Annotated in this window: 21 protein-coding genes; 5 read left to right on the plus strand and 16 right to left on the minus strand. The window is 42.8% G+C overall.

Annotated elements, in window-relative coordinates:
• Positions 1–69 precede the first annotated feature (69 nt).
• The 3 genes from VB693_RS26155 to VB693_RS26165 all read right to left on the minus strand — a co-directional run bounded on the left by VB693_RS26155 (position 70) and on the right by VB693_RS26165 (position 1,246).
• Positions 70–390 (minus strand): DUF2973 domain-containing protein, encoded by a 321-nt coding sequence (locus tag VB693_RS26155; RefSeq protein ID WP_190698576.1) that lies wholly within the window; start codon positions 388–390, stop codon positions 70–72.
• A 251-nt stretch (positions 391–641) separates the two neighbouring features.
• Positions 642–959, minus strand: coding sequence for a DUF2605 domain-containing protein (locus VB693_RS26160; protein ID WP_190698572.1), 318 nt, complete (start codon positions 957–959; stop codon positions 642–644).
• Between the two features lie 152 nt (positions 960–1,111).
• The gene (locus tag VB693_RS26165) at positions 1,112–1,246 is read right to left on the minus strand and encodes a hypothetical protein (RefSeq protein WP_323268798.1); all 135 of its coding nucleotides are present in this window, start codon (positions 1,244–1,246) and stop codon (positions 1,112–1,114) included.
• A 19-nt stretch (positions 1,247–1,265) separates the two neighbouring features.
• Here VB693_RS26165 and thrS point away from each other — a divergent pair, with 19 nt between their 5' ends.
• Both thrS and VB693_RS26175 read left to right on the plus strand, forming a co-directional pair.
• On the plus strand, positions 1,266–3,110 hold the full coding sequence (gene thrS / locus VB693_RS26170; protein ID WP_323268799.1) for a threonine--tRNA ligase: 1,845 nt from the start codon (positions 1,266–1,268) through the stop codon (positions 3,108–3,110).
• A gap of 316 nt (positions 3,111–3,426) precedes the next feature.
• Positions 3,427–3,999 carry a Uma2 family endonuclease gene (locus VB693_RS26175; RefSeq protein WP_323268812.1) on the plus strand — a complete coding sequence of 191 codons (573 nt, stop codon included), beginning with the start codon at positions 3,427–3,429 and terminating at the stop codon, positions 3,997–3,999.
• 67 nt (positions 4,000–4,066) lie between these two features.
• On the opposite strand, the gene VB693_RS26180 is transcribed toward VB693_RS26175, so the two are convergent.
• From VB693_RS26180 to VB693_RS26200, 5 genes are all read right to left on the minus strand, one after another.
• Complete coding sequence (locus VB693_RS26180) at positions 4,067–4,339, minus strand: phycobilisome linker polypeptide (protein WP_190698566.1); 273 nt, start codon at positions 4,337–4,339, stop codon at positions 4,067–4,069.
• Between the two features lie 14 nt (positions 4,340–4,353).
• The gene (locus tag VB693_RS26185; protein ID WP_323268800.1) at positions 4,354–5,226 is read right to left on the minus strand and encodes a phycobilisome linker polypeptide; all 873 of its coding nucleotides are present in this window, start codon (positions 5,224–5,226) and stop codon (positions 4,354–4,356) included.
• A 45-nt stretch (positions 5,227–5,271) separates the two neighbouring features.
• Positions 5,272–6,081: a phycobilisome linker polypeptide gene (locus tag VB693_RS26190; protein ID WP_323268801.1), complete on the minus strand. Its 810-nt coding sequence runs from the start codon at positions 6,079–6,081 to the stop codon at positions 5,272–5,274.
• Positions 6,082–6,194: 113 nt separating this feature from the next.
• Complete coding sequence (cpcA, locus tag VB693_RS26195; RefSeq protein WP_190698557.1) at positions 6,195–6,683, minus strand: phycocyanin subunit alpha; 489 nt, start codon at positions 6,681–6,683, stop codon at positions 6,195–6,197.
• A 75-nt stretch (positions 6,684–6,758) separates the two neighbouring features.
• On the minus strand, positions 6,759–7,277 hold the full coding sequence (locus VB693_RS26200) for a phycocyanin subunit beta (RefSeq protein ID WP_190698554.1): 519 nt from the start codon (positions 7,275–7,277) through the stop codon (positions 6,759–6,761).
• 800 nt (positions 7,278–8,077) lie between these two features.
• On the opposite strand from VB693_RS26200, the gene VB693_RS26205 reads away from it, so the two are divergent.
• Positions 8,078–8,947, plus strand: a complete 870-nt coding sequence (locus VB693_RS26205) for a toll/interleukin-1 receptor domain-containing protein (protein ID WP_323268802.1) — start codon at positions 8,078–8,080, stop codon at positions 8,945–8,947.
• A 29-nt stretch (positions 8,948–8,976) separates the two neighbouring features.
• Positions 8,977–9,105 (plus strand): hypothetical protein, encoded by a 129-nt coding sequence (locus VB693_RS29145; protein ID WP_416233430.1) that lies wholly within the window; start codon positions 8,977–8,979, stop codon positions 9,103–9,105.
• 153 nt (positions 9,106–9,258) lie between these two features.
• Here the strand turns inward: VB693_RS29145 and VB693_RS26210 are convergent, their stop codons facing one another.
• From VB693_RS26210 to VB693_RS26225, 4 genes are all read right to left on the minus strand, one after another.
• The gene (locus tag VB693_RS26210; RefSeq protein WP_323268803.1) at positions 9,259–9,990 is read right to left on the minus strand and encodes a phycocyanobilin:ferredoxin oxidoreductase; all 732 of its coding nucleotides are present in this window, start codon (positions 9,988–9,990) and stop codon (positions 9,259–9,261) included.
• Between the two features lie 309 nt (positions 9,991–10,299).
• Positions 10,300–12,261 carry a response regulator gene (locus tag VB693_RS26215; RefSeq protein ID WP_323268804.1) on the minus strand — a complete coding sequence of 654 codons (1,962 nt, stop codon included), beginning with the start codon at positions 12,259–12,261 and terminating at the stop codon, positions 10,300–10,302.
• Between the two features lie 8 nt (positions 12,262–12,269).
• Entirely contained in the window at positions 12,270–12,644 is a 375-nt protein-coding gene (locus VB693_RS26220; RefSeq protein WP_190698536.1) for a response regulator, read from the minus strand.
• Between the two features lie 110 nt (positions 12,645–12,754).
• The gene (locus VB693_RS26225; protein ID WP_323268805.1) at positions 12,755–14,920 is read right to left on the minus strand and encodes an ATP-binding protein; all 2,166 of its coding nucleotides are present in this window, start codon (positions 14,918–14,920) and stop codon (positions 12,755–12,757) included.
• A gap of 299 nt (positions 14,921–15,219) precedes the next feature.
• On the opposite strand from VB693_RS26225, the gene VB693_RS26230 reads away from it, so the two are divergent.
• Positions 15,220–16,212 (plus strand): hypothetical protein, encoded by a 993-nt coding sequence (locus VB693_RS26230; RefSeq protein WP_323268806.1) that lies wholly within the window; start codon positions 15,220–15,222, stop codon positions 16,210–16,212.
• Positions 16,213–16,321: 109 nt separating this feature from the next.
• On the opposite strand, the gene ppk2 is transcribed toward VB693_RS26230, so the two are convergent.
• From ppk2 to VB693_RS26250, 4 genes are all read right to left on the minus strand, one after another.
• The gene (ppk2, locus tag VB693_RS26235; protein ID WP_323268807.1) at positions 16,322–17,197 is read right to left on the minus strand and encodes a polyphosphate kinase 2; all 876 of its coding nucleotides are present in this window, start codon (positions 17,195–17,197) and stop codon (positions 16,322–16,324) included.
• Between the two features lie 73 nt (positions 17,198–17,270).
• Complete coding sequence (locus VB693_RS26240; RefSeq protein WP_323268808.1) at positions 17,271–17,684, minus strand: hypothetical protein; 414 nt, start codon at positions 17,682–17,684, stop codon at positions 17,271–17,273.
• 126 nt (positions 17,685–17,810) lie between these two features.
• Positions 17,811–18,368 (minus strand): bifunctional adenosylcobinamide kinase/adenosylcobinamide-phosphate guanylyltransferase, encoded by a 558-nt coding sequence (gene cobU, locus VB693_RS26245; RefSeq protein ID WP_323268809.1) that lies wholly within the window; start codon positions 18,366–18,368, stop codon positions 17,811–17,813.
• 162 nt (positions 18,369–18,530) lie between these two features.
• Positions 18,531–19,979 (minus strand): S8 family peptidase, encoded by a 1,449-nt coding sequence (locus VB693_RS26250; protein ID WP_323268810.1) that lies wholly within the window; start codon positions 19,977–19,979, stop codon positions 18,531–18,533.
• Positions 19,980–20,297: the final 318 nt, after the last annotated feature.

Raw genomic sequence — 20,297 nt, forward strand, 5'->3', positions numbered from 1 at the left:
TGTTCTGATCACCACTCTCTACCTACTAAGACTTGAAGTATATTAACTATTAGTAGGAAATTTGGCTATCTAATCTACCTCTCTTTTATGCCCTGGAGAAGATTCATAAAGTGCATCTAGTTGTTGACGTGCATCTTCAACATTGATAGAACGCATTACCAATAAAGGCTCTTTGATCATATTGCCTGTGCTATCTAACAACTCTGGATGTGGTACGAAGTTGTTTTTAGACCCCAAATAACCAAAGCCGCCTTGATTGCCAGTTTGTGAGTTTCTGACTGGGTAATTGCGATCGCGATCAAAACTGAACATGATTAAATTACGAATCAAGTTAGCAACAGCTATCACCGCAAGAATAGTAAAAGCGAGAATGTAGAGTAGGTGTAACATCAATTTTTCCTCCAGGGCAGCAAATTTTAAAAAGTTTTAAAACTTCATATTTTAACGGTTCATCTCGCCAAAGTTTGATTCATCGGCAAGGAAAGATATCTGATGCATCTTGAGCGCATCTATTTATAGGTAGGTTAATTTGTCAACATTTATTTAACTTATCGTAGCATACGATACATTAATTGTTGATAAAAACAATGTTAAGGATTTTTGGCAATTTTTACGAGTTGTATCCCTTCATAGATATCTATCTATGTGGCTTGCTCAGAATGAAAGCGTCTAACTACACTCCAGCACTCAGTTACCAATTGATGCCAGGGCGTTAATGTTGCCATATCAATCCCGACTTGTCCTTCGGTGACGTTAAACAGCATCTTTGCTGTCTTTAGTTCTTCCTGGGCTTGCTGAATCCGTATTAGCAAATCAGACTGCTCTTGTTCGTGCATAAATGAGAGCCGCTCCTTTTCCAGAAAGTCACGCGATCGCTCAAACCAATACTGAAAATCGTCTAACAAGGGTTCTAAAACAGTTTTGAGTATATGGGTATCCGGTAATTCCGAGTTTCGCATAAATGAGAGATATACTTCTAATTTCTTTACTAATATTAACTTCTTTTACAATTCTTAACATTACTATAAGCTATTTCTTCAGAAAGATTTCTCAAAAATCAGTAATGTATGTGACAAAACTGTAGTAGTCCACCTCCATAAGTCAATACGGTTCAGTGAAGAGAATAGTAGTTACGGAATTTCTCACCCCAGAGTAGGCGATGAGCTACGGTGGGCGGAACGCCATCGTAGTAGAGCGATAACCCTGTGTTATATTTGGGTAGCTTTTTCACAAATGTAATTGTCAAATTTACAATTACCTCGCCAATGGTTCAGCAGCCAATGTCGCCTAATCAAGCTCCCAACACATCAGCACAACCTGAAAAAATGTATTTACCGCGTACCAGCGAATCAGAAAAATTAAAGAAGATTCGCCATACTGCTTCCCATGTGATGGCAATGGCAGTGCAGAAGCTGTTTCCCAAAGCGCAAGTGACAATCGGCCCCTGGATTGAAAATGGCTTTTATTACGACTTTGATAATCCAGAAGCATTTAGCGATAAGGATCTCAAAGCCATCCAAAAAGAGATGGTGAAGATTATCAACCGTAAACTGCCAGTAGTTCGGGAAGAAGTCAGCCGCCAGGAAGCAGAACGCAGAATTCAGGAAATCAAAGAACCCTACAAATTAGAAATCCTGGGAGATATTAAAGAAGAACCAATCACAATTTACCACCTGGGGAATGAGTGGTGGGATTTGTGCGCGGGGCCTCATGTAGAAAATACCAGTGAACTAAACCCCAAAGCCATAGAACTAGAAAGTGTTGCGGGTGCTTACTGGCGTGGGGATGAAACCAAAGCCCAACTGCAACGGATTTATGCTACTGCTTGGGAAACCCCCGAACAGCTAGCTGAGTATAAGCGGCGCAAGGAAGAAGCCATACGACGAGACCACCGCAAACTCGGTAAAGAACTAGGATTATTTATATTCTCTGACCAAGTAGGGCCGGGTTTACCCTTGTGGACACCCAAAGGCACTTTGTTACGCAGCATTTTAGAAGACTTTCTCAAACAAGAACAACTCAAGCGGGGTTATCAACAGGTTGTTACACCTCATATTGGCCGAGTGGATTTATTTAAGACTTCTGGACACTGGCAAAAATATAAAGATGACCTATTCCCCATGATGGCAGAGAATGAGGAAGCGGCAGCACACGAGCAAGGCTTCGTTCTCAAAGCCATGAATTGCCCCTTCCACATCCAAATATATAAGAGTGAGTTGCGCTCTTACCGGGAATTACCAATCAGGCTGGCAGAATTTGGTACAGTTTACCGCTATGAGCAATCAGGAGAATTAGGTGGTTTAACTCGTGTACGCGGGTTCACTCAAGATGATGCTCATATCTTTGTCACGCCAGAACAGTTAGACCAAGAATTTCTCAATGTTGTAGATTTGATCTTGTCAGTAATTAAGACCTTAAAGTTAGGTAGCTTTAAAGCCCGACTCAGTTTCCGTGACCCAGATAGTGATAAATATATCGGTTCTGATGAAGCTTGGAATCAAGCCGAAAATGCCATTCGTCGAGCAGTCGAAACCTTGGGGATGGATCATTTTGAAGGTATAGGTGAAGCTGCTTTCTATGGGCCGAAATTAGATTTTATCGTCAAAGATGCCTTAGAAAGAGAATGGCAGTTGGGAACTGTGCAGGTAGATTACAACCTACCAGAACGCTTTGATTTGGAATATGTTGCTGAAGATGGAACTCGCAAACGTCCAGTGATGATTCACCGTGCGCCGTTTGGTTCTCTGGAACGCCTGATTGGTATCTTGATTGAAGAGTATGCGGGGGATTTTCCCTTGTGGTTAGCACCAGTGCAAGCTAGATTGTTGCCTGTTGGTGAAGCACAGTTAGACTTTACCAAAGATGTGGCGGCGAAAATGCGGGCTTTGGGTATCCGTGCAGAAGTTGATACTAGTGGCGATCGCTTGGGTAAATTAATCCGCAACGCTGAAAAAGATAAAATACCTGTAATGTCAGTCATAGGTGCAAAGGAAGTTGAAAGCAACACCTTAAGTATTCGTACTCGTGCTTCTGGAGAATTGGGAGCTATCCCTGTGGATGAGGTGGTGGATAAAATGAAAGAAGCGATCGCTAATTTTGAAAACTTCTAGCAATCAGTAGCCTGGATAATACCAGCCCTTTCCACGCCAACAAATAAACTAGTACCGCCGTAATTCAAAATTCTCCTCCGGAGTTCGCAGTGTAACTGTTCATACTCCCCCCACCTCTCAAGGATAAATCAGGTGTTTCGAGCATTCTGTAGGGGGGAGTAAATAACTACTTCGCCGTAGCGTTGCGTAGCAAAGTTAGCTACAAAATTCTGTTAGGAATACAGCGTAAGCATTTTGTTGATTTGGAATGGGTTGTTCTTTTACAAAGTTTGGCGGTAAGGCTAACTGGGTAATACCCACAACTTTTAAACCAACGATGATTAAACTTAAAACCCCACTCACCCTGGAAGAATTTCTCGCACTTCCGGAAACAGACATTATCTATGAACTAATTGACGGAGAAGCTGTTCCTAAATTCAAAAACGATGAAATGTCACCCAAATTTTTTCATAGTTCTATAACAGGTGCGTTATTTATATTATTGTCTACATGGGCTGAAGGAAAGGGGCGGGTGGTAATTGAATGGGCAATTAAGCTCACACGAAATCAACAAGACTGGATTCCTGTAGCAGATTTGACATATGTTTCTTATAATTGTCTTCCTGCCGATTGGTTGCAAGATGACGCTTGTCCTGTCGCACCCGAATTAGTCATTGAAATTATCTCCCCTGGTCAAACTTTTGGGGAAATGACCGAAAAAGCAACAGATTATTTGCAAGCAAAAGTTCAACGAGTTTGGGTTATTGACACCAGGGCAAAAACTATTACCATTTTTTACCCGGATGCTCTCCCTCAAACCAAACGCAGTCATGATAGTTTGGCAGATTCCCTATTTGAAGGGCTAAAAATTACACCGCAACAAATCTTCCAACAAGCAAGAATTCCCTAATTTATACATAAACGGGCGTAGAAAAATTGAATTTTTCTACGCCCGCAAAGATTACATAGAACTGCTGTCAGCTTTCTGATGCAGCTTCATCAGATGTCGCTTCAGTTGAATTTTCGCTCAAGGGACGGATGCCAACAATCTTGCCGCCTAAGCGGGTAATACGTCGCATCTCATCATTCATGCGGCTGTAGGGGACTTGAAGCAGAATCGTACTGCTATTGCGAACCGGATACTTATTGTTTTCGGTTTGATCGTTCTGCTTTAATCCTTCTACTTCATAGAGAAAAACGCGATTGTCTGAGGTTGAAGTTGACACTCTCATCCGTGGCTGTACCAACATGATGGTTCTATCTCCTATTGTGCGAGGGTGATGCTGGCAACCTTACCGCCCAGCTTATTAATTTGCTGAAGGGTATTAGATAGCTGTTCGTAGGGGACAATGAACTCTTTATTGCTACGACGCACTTTGGGATATCTTGGCAAACTGATACCCGTAACTTCAATGCGGTAGAGACCTGGGTTAGAACCCGCAGAGGATCTGCCAAAGGTGCGACTGGGTGCAGTTCCTTGTTTGGAAGCTTGATAAGCCCAACCTTCACTACCACCAGAAGGAGCGATGATTGCTGTAGCACTATTTTTCGCTAAGTCAGAGGCTAGACGAGAATTAGTACCAGCTAGCTGGGAGCGATCGCTATTGGCATAGCCGCGATAAAGGCGGAACATCCGCGTGAAACCAACGGTTTTCTGACCAATTCCTGTGGTCACGAAGTCACGGTAGTAAGGAACGATCGCATCTCCAAAATAGGTATCATATTCTACAGAATCGATATAAGAATCGATGTCTGCATCAAAGCCTTGATTTTGGTAGCGATCGAGATGCTCAATCACTTCCGATTCATCGTAAGGAGCGCGTCCCAATAAATGTTTACAGTTCAATTCAATTACCCGCGTTTGAAAATGAGGGTAAAGAAATTTGGTTTTGTATAAGTCAGATTTAGCTACTGCTCGGACAAAATCTCTGACATTGATTTGACCATTAGTCAGCAAAGACTCCAAGCTAGTGAGACGTTCTGACTGCATCAGGTAGTCGTTGCCTAATACCTGACGATAAACTGACTGAATCACAATCTTGGCATCTTCTGCTGTCCAGTTTGGACGCAGTTCAATCGGCCGTGTTTGGTCAAAAGCCGCAGTTCCCAAACGAGATGCGGCAGTTGTAATTGCCATCGATATAGTTCTCCTTTTAGACTTGGTATCGCAAAATTTATCGGTTTAGGCAGGAGAAATATTTACTACTCGGCTACCCCGTTGATTCAGCCGTTGTAAAGTGGGCGATAGTTGATCATAAGTGACTAAATACTCACTCATACTACGCCGGATCTGGGGAGCGCGTCCTCTATCTGCTTGCGTAAATCGCACGCGGTAAAGCTGTCCGCGATCGCCTGCGACAGTTCCAGTCAATCCCTTACCAAAACCAGGGGTCTGAACTGGACTCGCCAAATTCCGGGCGAGATCCTCGGTTAACCACGCAGATTTATTTTTACCTTGGGCGCGATCGCTGTTAGCATATCCGCGATATATCTGAAACATTCGGCTGAAGCCTACGGTTTTTTGTCCCGGTTGAGTTTCAAATCCGCGATAATAGGGAACAATCCATTCACCAAAGTTTTCTTGATATTCCACTGAATCAATATAAGAATTGATGTCTGCTTCGTATCCTTTCTCTGTATAGAGATTGACGTGGTAGGCGATCTCTGATTCATCGTAGGTCGCACGACCGAGCAGGTGCTTGTAGTTCAATTCGATCAAGCGGACTTGAGGTGTAGAATAAAAAAACTTTTGCCGATATAGCTCAGATTGTGCTAGTAACCGCACAAAATCCCGAACGGTGATATTACCCTGCTGCAATAGTGATTCGGCACTGGTGAGGCGTTCGCTTTGCATCAAATGTTCATTACCAAACACTTGACGATAGGCAGCATGAATCACTGCTTTTACATCTTCATTTGCACGCAACTCTGTGGGAGATGTGTTAGCAAATGGCTCAAATCCTAGCTGACTGGCTGCCGTAGAACTAGTCATGATTGATAACCTTAATTTCTACAAGGAAAAAACAAGCCCAGAACCCCATAAAACTGCCCATGCTAGAAAATTAGCATTCACAGCCTTTAGTTGTTCTGGGCAAAAGCAAACCCTTAGCTTAGGGCGTTGATTGCATAGTCAATGTAGGAATTTGCTTCTACAGCTGGATCGCCACTCAAGCCATGATTTGCTTTGATGTACTTGAGAGCTTCAACGTACCAGCTAGGAGACAAGTCAAAGGTACGGTTGATTTCTGTCAAACCACCAATTAAGTAGTCATCTAGAGGGCCTGTACCACCTGCAATTAGACAGTAGGTGATGATGCGGATGTAATAACCAATGTCTCGCGCACACTTGGCTTTGCCTGTGGGAGTTGAAGCAAAGTTGTTACCCTGCATTTGGGTGGTGTAGGGAAACTTTTGATAAACTGCATTAGCTGCACCATCAGCTAAATTTTGAGCTTTAGAGCTTAAAGCTTTAGCAGCATCAAGGGTAGCAGCAGCTTGACGGAAGCGACCAAATGCGACTTGAATTTCTGTGGAGCTGAGAAACCGACCTTGTGAATCTGCGGTAGCGACTGCTTCGGTTAAAGGTGTTTTCATGCTGATAATTCTCTCAACAAATATGTAAAGTTGTGTGGCAGAAAATGAGAACGTAATGAAGTAGTGAACAGTTTACTAGCTCACTGCGGCAGCAGCGCGATCAAAGTAGCTTCCTAATTCAGCCATTAAGGAGCTACAGTCACCACGGGTAACACCGCTAGGATCGTTGGCGATCGCGATCGCAGCTTCTTTCATTTTGCTAACGCCAGTCGCTACGGAAGGGCCGGGAACGCCTAGTGCTTGATATGTTTCACGTAGACCGTTCAAACAGCGATCGTCTAAAACGCTGGCATCACCTGCAAACACAGCGTAGGTAACATAGCGCAAAATGATTTCCATATCGCGCAAGCAAGCAGCCATGCGGCGGTTTGTGTAAGCATTACCACCTGGTGCAATCAATTGGGGTTGTTCTGCAAACAATCCTCGTGCTGCATTAGCAACGATTGTAGAGGCGTTGCCAGTAATACGGTTCACAACATCCATCCGCTTTGTACCAGCAGATACCATATCTTTCAGCGCATCGATTTCTGCATCGCTGACGTATGTGCCTCTGGTATCAGCCTGGGAAACTACTTTAGTAAAAGCGTCAAGCATTCCAGCATCTCCTAATAATTATTACTATGCTGTAGATTCAAATTCGGTTCAAAGCCTAAGTTGTTGATTTGGATGACTATAGTTATTGACTGAAATATAGTTCCGCTATCATCAGTAAACAGGCAAAAAATATCGAGCGAGTTACACTCACTTGACCATAACGGTAATTTAACCGTTATACTTTTACCTAGTTATGATTAACTAGGGAACAGCTATAAATCAATACTGCTGATATCCACAACAACCATTTTTCTAATACTCTCAAGCCCAGATTAATGAAATGGCTAATCATCAATTTCTCAGAAACTGAATCCGCTCCATCAAGGGCAGGGAGTGCAGTTGGTTTTTTGAACCTACAAGTTTGATTAAAGCAATCAATTTGTGCAAAATTTGTGCAATTTTGATTTTGTCTCCAGAGAATTAGTTAAGAAATATTAAATAAACGCGGCAACCCTTTGATAGCAAGGATTTATTGTATTTTGATTTTGTCTTTAGACTTAATATCTCGTTACTTTTAGTAATATTCAGACATAATTCGGCTCACTTAAATCTGATTACCCAGTTTATTGAAAAAAGTGAGGTTTTCTTAATATAAATTTACCTTAATATTTGTTAATATAATTCCAACAAAATTCTCTTCTCAACCTCCCTTTGTCAACGCAAGTCTCTAACGGAAGCGCACGTTAAAGTGACTAAACGAGAAATTCAGTCCGCTTGAGTGGGATTGAGCTAGCTTGAGGAAATCGAGCCAAAGCTTTTGTAGTTTTCTTTTAAACCAGCCAGCATCTTGCCATATCTCTATGAAATCTATTGAAGTTTTTATTTCTTATCACCAAGAAGATGAGGAGCTATGGAAGAAGTTAGAGACTCATTTAGCGTCTTTGCGTCGAGAAAAGATTATTACAACCTGGAGTGATCGCAAAATCGTCCCTGGGCAAGAAATTGAAGCTGAAATTAATAAATATCTCAACCGGGCTGGGCTAATTTTGCTGTTGGTGAGTCCAGATTTTATTGCTTCAGACTATCACTGGACAGTTGAAGTTACACGAGCATTAGAGCAAGACGCAAAAGGTAAGGCTCGTGTGATTCCGGTATTGCTGCGCCATGCAGATTGGGACAACCCGCCTATTAATAAATTGTCACCTCTGCCTAGTAATCGCCAACCGATAAAAAGCAAAGGCTGGACTGACCAAGATGAAGCATTCTTAGAAGTGGTCAAGGGAATTCGGCAAGAGGTGGCGCGATTAGTTGCTAGCTCGACTTACTCGCCCCCTCAACAAATTTCACAAGAGCTAGAAAAATGCCAAGATCAAGTCACCAGACTGATAAATGAAGCAGATCGTTTACTCAAAGATAAAAAGTTTGAGGAAGCAGCCCTCAAGTACCAAGTAGCTATCAATCTTGACCCAAACTCTGTACTTGCTCACCATAACCTGGGGTATGCACTGAAAAAGCAAGGGAAGTTAGAAGCAGCGATCGCCAGCTACCAAACAGCCCTGCGCCTCGACCCAAACTATGCAAACGCTCACAATAACCTGGGGTATGCGTTCTACGACCAAGGGAAGTTAGAAGCAGCGATCGCCAGCTACCAAACAGCCCTGCGCCTCGACCCAAACTTTGCAAACGCTCACAATAACCTGGGGTCTGCGCTGAAAAGCAAGGGAAGTTAGAAGCAGCGATCGCCAGCTACCAAACAGCCCTGCGCCTCGACCCAAACTTTGCATACGCTCAACAGAATTTAGGACTTGCGTTGTTTAAGCAAGGGAAACTGAAGGAAGGGATTACAAAAATGGGAGTGGGGATATGGAAAGAGTTATTTGGTAAGTAAAATATTCGCAGTTTGTTTATCCCAGAGGTATGCGATTGTAATCTTATGTGTATTAATCAATTCAACCAAGCAGAATTACCAGGATTGTGATGAGCTACGATGTCCCGTAGGCGATCGCTATCCTGGTATGACACAAATTCATTGAAGATAATCTCAAGCTACATAGTCGAAGAGCATAGTAGTCATGTAGCGATCTGCCCACTCTGTACCAAAGGATTTCTCCAGAACTCTTCGGGTTTTATCATTCTGTTGTTGTTTTGTACAGTAATTTCGTTGTCCTGCCAGCACCTTGGAAATGTCAAGATTTGATGTTAGGGGTGTCTCTGTACTAGCAATCTGACAATGAATGGTTAAAAATTCCCGCACCCGGTTGAGAAACATATCTTCTTCTTCAGTACCTTCTGGACGGACAAACAGACAAAATTCGGAAAAAATATCACCCCAAGGTGGTAAAGTCCGTGGTTGAGAAAACGGCACATCAGACAAAACAGACAACTGTTGATAGTAACGCTCTGGTAGAGTGCGATCGCTACTGATAGGAGACAAATCCGCGATCGCTGCACTAATTGCGCCGCCTCGCCCACCAACCAAATCTGTGCCGAAGATAGGAATCGCATATTCAGGATTAGGGAACATCACACAGTGGAGAATATCTAATCCACTCCCAACCTGAGCCAATTCTAAATGCAGTTTGCGAAATTGCGGAGCTTGGTAGCAATGATTTTCAATGATCAGCCGTTCGCCTTCCAGGTGTCCTTCAACATAGCCTAAACCTTCTGGGACTGAGTAAGGGGATAGATCCAGGTGCTTTTGCCAAATTTCTTCAATAGCATCCGCCAATCTGTGGATTAGTGGATTCTGACGGCTTCTTAACGATGCTTCCATAGACTTCAACATACGCTTCTATTTGAGTATATGATTAATACTTACCTTGACCTATAGTTCGTGCAAAATGTGTGCAGTCGGAAGGTGACAGGTGACAGGTGACAGGTGACAGGTGACAGGGGACAGGGGACAGGGGACAGGTGACAGAAGAGTAGGGTGGGGTAGAAGTTATTCAATTTTCAATTAAAGTAAGCTGGTGGGAATAAACCTAACCATGTTAAGTAATATCAAGTTATTGCGACCGAGTTCGTAGTAAGGACTTTAGTCCTAAAATAAGGACTGAAGTCCTTACTACAAACCATTAATAAATCAACTAGCCCAAGCCTTAACTCTTTGTAACCTCCTGAGAATACGGTTGGCTAGTTCAACTCCCATGACAGGTTTACACAGATAATCATCAGCACCGACGGTAAACGCTTGATTTTGGCTAGCGGAGTCTGTTAGCACACTGAGAAATAATACTGGTAAACGCTGCCAATTAGGGTCACTGCGTAGAATCTGGCAGAGTTCAAATCCATTGATCTGTGGCATATTCACATCTAAAACTAGGGCATCGGGGGTCACTGCTTGCAGTACCGTCCAGAATTTTTTGGGGTCGGCAAGGGTTGTTACTTTAAATCCCCAAGGTTTTAGCAGGGTGGGCAGAGTGCGTAACCAGTCTTGATCATCATCCAGAATCATCAACTTTTTGGGAATCTTTGGATCTCTTAAAAGATTGACTACAGCATCAATCACTTGCTCTGGTGGAGTCGGTGCTACCAGAAAAAGTTTTCCACCCTGCCGCATCACCTCCAAGCGATCGCTTAATTCATCGCGATCGCCTATCACCACAATTGGCAAATCAGGATAACGGTGTGAGAATGTCTGCAATATTGCCCAAAAGTTACTACCCTGGGGGGTAGACTGATCAGTCAGTACCCAATCAGATGAAATTGATGGTAAACGCAACAAGATAACATCGGGATCTTGACCTACAGCACCCAAGACAGACTCAGTTGCCATCAAGGTTGTAGCCACATCCAGTACCGGAGTAGTCTCAATGCGAATTCCCCGACTAGCTGCAACACTTACTAGGGACTGGTTGAACTCAGTATCCGAACTCACGATAAGTAACAGGGGTGATTGCCCAGTGGGAATCTGAGACATTTGGATCAGTGTGGTATGGTCAATGTCTTCCTGGAGAGCCGTCACTAGTGTTTTCATCAACGGCGCGTGTTTCGGTTGCAGTGGCTCTCGACCCCCCAACCAATATTCCAATTGCCGGGCAACGTGCATTGTTTTGGATAGCCCAAAGATTCCCAGAGTACCTGCTAATTTGTGAGCTACTTGTTGTGCCTGTGCTTGTTGTTGGGGTTGCAGGCGATCGGTTTGCAAGTCTCTGACAGCTTGTAACAAAACTGCCATTTGGTCGAGGCTTTTGGGCTTAGTCGTTGTCCAAGTTTCGTTGAGGAAGGCGAGGTATTGTTGTTGGGAGTCGGCTGGAGGAAGATGTTGAAGGGAATTGCTCTGGGTTTCTCTGGAAGTATCAATTATTCTAGAAGTATCCCTATAATTCTTCTCTTGGGGTATTTTAGATAGGGCAGTCGATTCTTCCGTGCTTGGTGCTTTTAGATAGTAGCCCCGTCCGTGCATGGTGGCGATAAAGTCATGGGGCGCACCCGCAGCCACTAGCTTGTGACGTACCCGACGGATATGGGAACGTACCGTTGCTTGAGACGGAAATTCTTCCGAAGACCATAATCTGTCTAAAAGTTCTTCAGTGCTAAATACGTGTTGACAGTCCCGCAGCAGCAGTTCCAGTAAATCATATTCCATTGTTGTCAGGTTCAGGGGGCAACCATTATAGGTGACTTCACAAGTGCTGGGGTTGAGTAGCAAATCTCCCCAACTCAGCAAGGGAAAAGGATTAGCACTTCCTCGCCTCAGCAATGCCCGAACCCTAGCGATTAGTTCTATGGGATCGAAGGGTTTAACCATATAGTCATCTGCGCCCGCATCCAATCCCTGCACTTTGGCGGTGATGGTATCTTGTGCTGTGAGTAACAGAATAGGAGTCACGTATCCCTCTGTGCGAAAACGCTTGCATAAACTGATACCATCCAATTTTGGCAGCATGATATCCAAGACAATTAGGTCATACTCAAACGTAGAACCATAAGTCCATCCCATTTCCCCATCTTTGACAGTATCTACAACATAGTGATGGGTTGCCAGATTTCTAGTCAGGACTTTAATTAATAAGTCATCATCTTCCACAAGCAAGATTTTCATTGATGCGGCTACCAATGGAGAATTCTCGTAATTTGCTCCGGCAAATCCAGGGAGTTAAAGGGTTTGGTAATTACACCACTGACCCCTAAATCATTAAACTGACGCTTTTCTGCTGTTTGTGCTTTGGCAGTTAAAAGAATGACCGGAATTTGTTCCGTCTCAGAATGAGACTGGAGTTCTTTAAAGGTAGCAATACCATCCATGTCTGGCATCATTACATCCAATAAAATTACATCAGGGTTTTCAGTTTGGGCAGTCTGGATGCCTTCGAGTCCAGAACTCGCGGTGAAAACTTCCCATCCAGCCGCCATTTTGATACCAAATTGGACAACAGTTTGAATGGTTTCTTCGTCGTCAATAATTAGAATCCGCTTAGTAGGCATAGAATCCCTCGCATAAATATAGTTGTGAGTGCTAAGTAATGAGTAATGAGTAAGAGAATCATCACTCCCCACTCAGCACCGGCTAAACGCCGCGCTACCGCTAACAGCACTCACAACTCAGCACTCCCAAGAGTGGGCAATGTGAACGCAAAGGTACTTCCACACCCTGGATTACTCTCAGCCCAAATTCTACCGTTGTGCTGCTCAATAATTTTGCGACAAATGGTCAGCCCTAAACCTGTACCACCTTTTTTGCGGGAATCTGACGAATCTACTTGTTGAAACCGTTCAAAAATGCGTTCGAGTTGGTCAGATGGAATTCCTTGCCCTTCGTCTCGCACTCGAAACACCACTTCCCTAGGGAGGTTTTGAGTTGAGGAGTCTTTCTCTACTTCAACAGTCAGCCAAACAGTCCCCCCTGGTGATGAAAACTTGATGGCATTGCTGAGTAAATTTGTTAAAGCTTGCAAGATGTAATCCCCATCTGCCCAAACTGGGATATCCTGTGGTTGTTTGACTAGAGTTATTTCATGCTGCTGTGCCATTGCTTGCATTGCTTCTGCTGCCTGGATCATTAAATTTGCAGCATTGCAAGCTTGGCACTCCATAATCACTTTCCCAGACTCAATGCGCTGCAAATCTAGGACGTTATTAACTAAACGGACTAACCGTTCGGTACTGTCATCGGCAATTCCTAGCATTTGCTGCCCTTCGTCCGAAAGATTGCCCAATCGCCCTGTAGCCAAGATTTTCAAGGCACTGTGCAACGATGTTAGGGGAGTCCGCAATTCATGGCTGATGACGGAAATAAATTCATCTTTCATCCGTTCAATGGCTTTGCGATCGCTAATATCGCTACTCAAGGCGAAAAATCCCTTGACTGTGTTTTGGTCATCTAGATGCGGGATATAAGTAACATCAACTGATCGCCCACTACCATCTTTCAAGACAATATCATTTTCATAGGTTACGGCTTGCCCAGCTAAGGCGATTTTTACATAAACCTGCATCCGTTGATAGCAATCTTCTCCCCAAACCTGACGCAGATGGCAACCGTAAATTTCCCCCGGTGATTGCCCCAGCCAATCATGGTAGGCTTGATTATTAAAGCGATATTGTTGTTGCTCATCCACATAGGCAATCAAAACTGGTAGGGCATTGGTAATTAAGCGTAATTGCTCCTCTCTCTGGCGCAACGTCGCTTCCGCGTGCATCCGCACATGAATTTCCTGTTGCAAGTTCCGATTAACGTCCTGCAATTCTGCGGTGCGGACTTCCACAATCTCTTCTAAGTGTTCCAGTAGTTGGGCTTGAGACAGAGCAATACTGATTTGATCTGCCAGTTGTTGCATTAGCTCCAGTTCAAAATCTACCCAATGGCGATCGCTGTTACATTGGTGTGCAATTAATAATCCCCACAGCTGATTCTGGGAATGGGCATTGAGAGTTTGCACAATCGGCACAATTAGTTTGGCTTTGATCTGGAATTGATCGACAAATTCCACCAAACACTCTGCTAAACCAGCCTCCGGATCATGCACATTGGCGATCGCTCTTACTCTTCCCTGGGCATATAGTTGTTGATAATCCTCTGGAAAGACTTCCTGGGGAAATTCCAGATCCATCAGTGTGGGATAATCTGGTAAAACCGCTTCGCTGATGGTTTTGCCTGTACCATCGGGCAAGACATGATAAATTAACACGCGATCGGCTTGCAAAATCCGTTGTACTTCCGTGACCGTGGTATGCAGAATTTCCTTGAGTTGTAACGACTGCCGAATTTTCAGCGTCACTTCCGAGAATAGTTCAACTCGCTGCTGCTGCTGTCGTAACTCAGCCTGCATTGATTCCCGACGCTGACTAATGTCTCGTAATAACAGCAGATGACAGTTAGGGATTACATTTGGAGTGAAGGTATATTCCACCTCTTGCCGGATCTGGGTGGAAGATGAGACTAATAGTTCTCCATTAAATGATTGTCCATGTAGAAAAGTTCCCGGACTAGGTTGAAGAGTAAATTCCGCAGTGATGAAAGTAGATAAATGTTGCCCTCTTAGTTTCCGACGCGGTAGACCTAGTAAATCACAAGCAGCAATATTCATATCTATGAAACATCCCTGATCATTAATCAGGGCAATCGCTATAGGCGCAGCAGAGCATCCCGTATCATGGGCGTTCTTAAATAAAGTTTTAATCAGATGCTTCTGAGTGCGTCTTTGATGTTTAGATTTTTTCGTGCTGGATTTTAATCGCTGCTTAGAAGAACGTTTAGGCACTTACATCCATATACAGGGGGACATTCCTATTGTTTACTTAACCTATCGAAAGTTCAAATCTTGTAAATTTAATGTTGGAAAATTTAACATTTTGTACAAGTCTGCGCCAATACCCTAGGTGATAAAGTTCAAACCTCATCTAAATATATTTGTGTATAGTTCATAATCAAGCGGGTTACAAACAGCTTTACCACCACGATTAAGTAAATGAGCGTAAATCTTCTGAGTCACGGTGTAGATTAAAGATTATAGGTAGAGTGCTGTTCGATACTTTTTGTAAAATAATCAAATAGTTAACAATGATACTAAACCGTCCTACCGCCACTTGGAAATTATTAGTTGCCTTCGTTTTGAGTTTTCTGCTATGTATCACATTACTTTCAGGATGCGGACAAAAAGATAAAACCTCTGTCGGCTGGAATCCTGCTGCTCCTGTAGGAATACATTTAAGCCGCGAAGCTAAAGGATTGTGGAAAATCTCTACCAATATACCTTTACCAGTCAAAGAACTTGGAGTTTTCTCTATCGCTCATCAATTTGATGTCAGAGATGACTACACTTATATCATCATCAGAGACAAAAAAAATGGTACAGAGCAAGTATTCCAGTTAGGTGTGAACAAAGGTAAAGTCAAGCTTCACGCAATTGGAGAACATAAATTGACTCTGCAACCAGGAGAAGACAACAAAATTATCATTGATAATGAAGCTATTTCCGGCACAATTACCATCGAAATTTACCCAGATGGGCAAAAGCTAGCTAGTGTTATTTTTGACAATGGGACTGAATTTGTCTTTCTCTCTGATAACCGCTTGCATATTGAGTATGCTTCTCTCGTTAACTCTATAAAGCGTGAGAGGCTTCCAGACGCAGAATCTCTTTTTCGGAGTGATAACTTTATTTCTTTAGCATCTTTAGAAAAGGTTACATTTACGAGAGATTTAGGAATCAGTCAGTTAAAGTTTGACTGGAAACCAGAGATAAGAGAGAACCAAGAACCATTAGTAATTGAACTTCCGAAGCAAGGTAAATCAACTATATCTAATATAGAAGAATTAAAAAATGCGATTACAACTCTCGCGCCAAAGGTTCAATTCATTATTGACAATTCTAATCCAAAGCTTTGGTTTTTTTTAGTAATTGAGTTGATAGGTATTTCTCTTGTAATTGGCTTTGGGATAAAGAAGAAAAAAGGATGCTTTGAAGTATTACTATATTTATTAGGTACTACTTCATTCGTTATTTATACTTTAGTAACATTAACCTCAGATCCTAGCTATCTGGGGTTTTAATCTAGAAACTTTCAAAAAGGCAATTTGTCAGTGGCGATCGCCGCTTTGCTTCTTCACCCATAGTATCCAATGTTACTCACGCCGCGAAACCCAGCCAGAAAAAGACCACCTAATAAATCTGTGGTACAAAGAATTGTTCATTTCGAGGTGGTCTGACGTAGCTATCGTCAGACTTGCGGGGAGACAGTTCTAGGGGTTCTGGGGTCATATCCACATAGGGAATCTTGCTAAGGATGTGGTAAACACAATTGAGACGAGCGCGTTTTTTGTCGTCTGCTTCCACCGTGAACCAGGGTGCTTCGGGAATATTGGTGTGAGCAAACATGACATCCTTAGCTTTAGAGTATTCCACCCAGCGATCGCGCGATTCGAGATCCATCGGACTGAGTTTCCATCGCCGCGCGGGATCGGTAGTTCTCGATTGAAAGCGTCGTTCTTGCTCATCATCACTGACAGAAAACCAATACTTCAGCAGAATGATGCCTTCACGCACCAACATCCGTTCAAATTCTGGACAATCTTGCATGAAATGTTGGTACTGTTCTTCTGTGCAGAAGCCCATTACAGATTCTACCCCAGCACGGTTATACCAGCTGCGATCAAACAAAACAATTTCACCCGCAGCTGGCAGATGGGCTACATAGCGTTGGAAGTACCATTGGGTCTTTTCGCGATCGCTAGGCGTACCTAAAGCGACGATACGACACCCACGGGGATTTAACGGTTCTGCAATCCGTTTAATCGTACCCCCCTTACCGGCCGCATCGCGTCCTTCAAAAATAATGACGATCCGCGCACCTGTAAACTTTACCCAATATTGCATTTTCACCAGTTCTAATTGCAGCTTGGCTATTTCTTTTTCGTAGAGCCGACTGGATATTTTAGAACTGCCTTCACCTTCAGTTGTGTGTTTTTTGAGCTTCCACTCTTTGATGTTTTTCGCGCTCTTTTTCTTGGCTTTGAGGGTTGTGTGCTGGGATTCCATAGCCTTTTTAACCAGATTTACATTATCTTGCTTAGTGTTTGTCAAGAACCCACAGTTAATTAATGCAGATTTATCAGTTATTAACTAAAAGCCGATCGCGAATTATTTTTAATTGTTCTTCATTATTAATTGGACACCTTGGAGTCGGTAATTCAGTATTAGGCCAATCTGGTAAACTGTTGCATGGGCAAAAAGCCGCAGGCATACCCACGTTACGCATAGCTATTGGCATAGTACAACGACCGCAATCTGAGATTTCCCATACTGGCGTTAGTAATTGGGCAATAGTCTCATCAGTTCCATCCAAATAACAATTACTTGCCGATGAGAGAATCTTTTGCCAACATTCTTCAAACTCTTTGCTATAGCGATCGCCTTGGAATATAGGTTGAGGTAGCAAGCTTGTTCCCTCATTCCCGACCACTACTTTTTTTCCCAACTGAAACCAGTAGGAAAGATATTTTTTGACTTCTTCTTTAGTTGCCATACCACAATTTTACAGTCGGTATGAGGAAAATTTTGATACTGACTGTTTAATTTTCTATTAAGAATCAGCCTAAAATTTTACTAACGAATAATAATATACCTCTCTTAAAATTTCTTAAATTATCCTTCATGATTCATAATGTATAGATTTTGGCAATGGTGTACCAAGTATGCTCAGATTTAAAACATGACCACCAGTAACCAAATAGACAGCTTCGCAAATTAAACCTAACTGACGCACCAAAGTACCCAGGCGATCGCGAAAAGTTCGTCCCAAAGGATATGCTGGTACAACGCCCCAACCCGTTTCTTCCGCCACAAACACCATATCCGCAGCAACTAACTGCACTGTTTCTAAGAATTCTGCTAAAGTATTTTCCCAACTCTGATCATCATCCTCTAGCAGATTAGCTACCCAAGTCCCCAAAGAATCGACTAAAACACAAGTATTGGGTTTAGCATCAGCCAGAGTTGCAGATAGTGACACAGGAACTTCCAGCGTCACCCAATCTTGAGGACGGCGGTTTTGGTGTAATTGAATGCGTTTGTGCCATTCTGCATCATCAAGGTTAACAGTAGCAGTCGCCACATAAATTACCTGTTTACCTGATTCTATCGCCAAATTTTCTGCCCATTCACTTTTACCAGACCGAGCAGGGCCGGTGATTAATATGACTTTACCCAAAGCTGTTTCCTCAATAGGGATTTAGGGGAAGAAACAAGAAGAAACGACTAGAAGTCGCGGCTATAAAAACATTCGCGTAACTTCCCTATTGTTAAGTCCGCGCAGGTGGACTTAACAATAAGCTTAAGCCCCTTTCTTGACCTATTACCTGTCCCCTATTCCCTACCCTAACAGTTTTCGTAAGTTATCAAATTGTCTGGTCATTTCTGTAATTAATTGAACGAAATCAATACCGTTATTAATATCGGTTGGGCTGTTAGCCAAACTATTCATTAGTGTGTCTAGATAATACTCGAATGTAAACTCAGTTTTAGGACTCAGAGACGTTTGATTATTGGTCATTCCAGCAGTGGTATTTGAGCTATCAGTGACAGTGTTAATGTCTGGTAAAGATTTGATGCTAAAACTAGAAGCTTGAGGCAATGAGCTAGTGGTGGAGAAATCTCTAAAAAACTCATCGAGAAAAGGACTAAAGTCAAAATTAGAGTCTGATGTTGGTGTATTATTGCTAGTGGTATTATTACCTGCTGTGCTAGTAATAATTTCTCTAACTTGGCTTTCTGAGAGAGTCGGGTTAGCACTGAGCATGAGGGCGACTACCCCGGCCACATAAGGTGATGCCATTGATGTGCCACTATAACTGGCGTACTCATTGCCTGGAACAGTCGAATAAATACTCTGTCCTGGGGCGGTGACATAGGCAAGTTGATTGCTACCAGCGCGGTTAGAGAAGTCTGTTAGATTACCCTCTTTATTGACAGCCCCGACAGCAATTCCTGACTTGTCGGCATAGCGGGCGGGATAGCCTGGAACAGAACCGCCTTCATTACCGGAGGCCATGACGACAATTACGCCTTTACTGCTGGCGTATTCAATGGCTGATTTGAGGCTCTGGCTAGAAAAATCACCGCCTAGACTGAGATTAATGATATTTGCACCATTATCTACAGCGTAGTAGATGCCATTAGCGATCGCACTATAAGAACCAGTTCCAGAACTATTCAAAACTTTCACAGGCATAATTTTGGCATTGTAAGCAACACCAGTGACGCCATAGCCATTGTTCTCACCTGCGATAATGCCAGAAACATGAGTACCGTGTCCGTTATCGTCTAAGGTGTTGTTGTTTTTGCCATTAAAGTTCCAGCCATGAACATCATCTATATAGCCATTGCCATCATCATCTATGCCATTACCAGGAATTTCTTTAGTATTAGTCCAAATATTATTTTTTAAATCGTTGTGATTGTAGTCCACACCAGTATCTATGACTGCAACTACAACGCCATTACCTGTATATCCATTTTCCCACACCGCAGGGGCTTTGATCATATCTAATCCCCAATTATTACCCCCAAGCTTAGGCGCATCATTATAGGGATTCTGTCCAGCAGCTTGCGATACTGATTTTGAGGCATCGATTAAACCATAGCCATTATTAGAATTATATTGACTAGTAGCAGTAGCATCTGTTTCTAGGGTAGAGCTACTACGACCATTCAGTTGAGAGCTATAGTAATTTTGAGTATTAAAAGTATCGGATGAGGAGAAATAAGTAACATCTTGCCCGTCAAAAGAATTTGATTTGCGACTGATATCATGATTGGGCATAGGTAGTTTCTCCTCAAATAACATAACTGTTTTTTGGCAGCATTAATTGTTAAAACCTGGAATGTCAGATTTTAAGGAATAAATTTGCCCTCCTAGCCCATAATTACTATGAAACCAATAAGTAAAATGACGTTGGTTTTACAAAATTCTATTCAACAATTTTTAATGATTTATTGAGTATTTGTTTTAAATGGTGCAACAGATAATTACTTGTGTGCGATCGTTGATGATTGCTGATCAATAGCGATGTCTCCGACGGGATAAGCCTACACCCTCAGCACACCATCATTCCACCTCAAAACAAGAACCGAGGCAAAA

Origin of the sequence: Anabaena sp. UHCC 0399 (genome assembly GCF_034931465.1) — a bacterium.
GTDB classification, from domain to species: domain Bacteria; phylum Cyanobacteriota; class Cyanobacteriia; order Cyanobacteriales; family Nostocaceae; genus Trichormus; species Trichormus minutissimus.

Excerpts from the sequence above, each read along its gene's own strand:
- VB693_RS26215 (WP_323268804.1), bottom strand. The coding sequence starts at position 12,261 with ATGAAAATCTTGCTTGTGGAAGATGATGACTTATTAATTAAAGTCCTG.
- thrS (WP_323268799.1), top strand. The coding sequence starts at position 1,266 with ATGGTTCAGCAGCCAATGTCGCCTAATCAAGCTCCCAACACATCAGCA.
- VB693_RS26155 (WP_190698576.1), bottom strand. The coding sequence starts at position 390 with ATGTTACACCTACTCTACATTCTCGCTTTTACTATTCTTGCGGTGATA.
- ppk2 (WP_323268807.1), bottom strand. The coding sequence starts at position 17,197 with ATGGAATCCCAGCACACAACCCTCAAAGCCAAGAAAAAGAGCGCGAAA.
- VB693_RS26205 (WP_323268802.1), top strand. The coding sequence starts at position 8,078 with ATGAAATCTATTGAAGTTTTTATTTCTTATCACCAAGAAGATGAGGAG.
- VB693_RS26220 (WP_190698536.1), bottom strand. The coding sequence starts at position 12,644 with ATGCCTACTAAGCGGATTCTAATTATTGACGACGAAGAAACCATTCAA.
- VB693_RS26200 (WP_190698554.1), bottom strand. The coding sequence starts at position 7,277 with ATGCTTGACGCTTTTACTAAAGTAGTTTCCCAGGCTGATACCAGAGGC.
- VB693_RS26160 (WP_190698572.1), bottom strand. The coding sequence starts at position 959 with ATGCGAAACTCGGAATTACCGGATACCCATATACTCAAAACTGTTTTA.
- cpcA (WP_190698557.1), bottom strand. The coding sequence starts at position 6,683 with ATGAAAACACCTTTAACCGAAGCAGTCGCTACCGCAGATTCACAAGGT.
- VB693_RS26190 (WP_323268801.1), bottom strand. The coding sequence starts at position 6,081 with ATGACTAGTTCTACGGCAGCCAGTCAGCTAGGATTTGAGCCATTTGCT.
- VB693_RS26250 (WP_323268810.1), bottom strand. The coding sequence starts at position 19,979 with ATGCCCAATCATGATATCAGTCGCAAATCAAATTCTTTTGACGGGCAA.
- VB693_RS26185 (WP_323268800.1), bottom strand. The coding sequence starts at position 5,226 with ATGGCAATTACAACTGCCGCATCTCGTTTGGGAACTGCGGCTTTTGAC.
- VB693_RS26240 (WP_323268808.1), bottom strand. The coding sequence starts at position 17,684 with ATGGCAACTAAAGAAGAAGTCAAAAAATATCTTTCCTACTGGTTTCAG.
- VB693_RS26230 (WP_323268806.1), top strand. The coding sequence starts at position 15,220 with ATGATACTAAACCGTCCTACCGCCACTTGGAAATTATTAGTTGCCTTC.
- VB693_RS26175 (WP_323268812.1), top strand. The coding sequence starts at position 3,427 with ATGATTAAACTTAAAACCCCACTCACCCTGGAAGAATTTCTCGCACTT.
- VB693_RS26210 (WP_323268803.1), bottom strand. The coding sequence starts at position 9,990 with ATGGAAGCATCGTTAAGAAGCCGTCAGAATCCACTAATCCACAGATTG.
- VB693_RS26180 (WP_190698566.1), bottom strand. The coding sequence starts at position 4,339 with ATGTTGGTACAGCCACGGATGAGAGTGTCAACTTCAACCTCAGACAAT.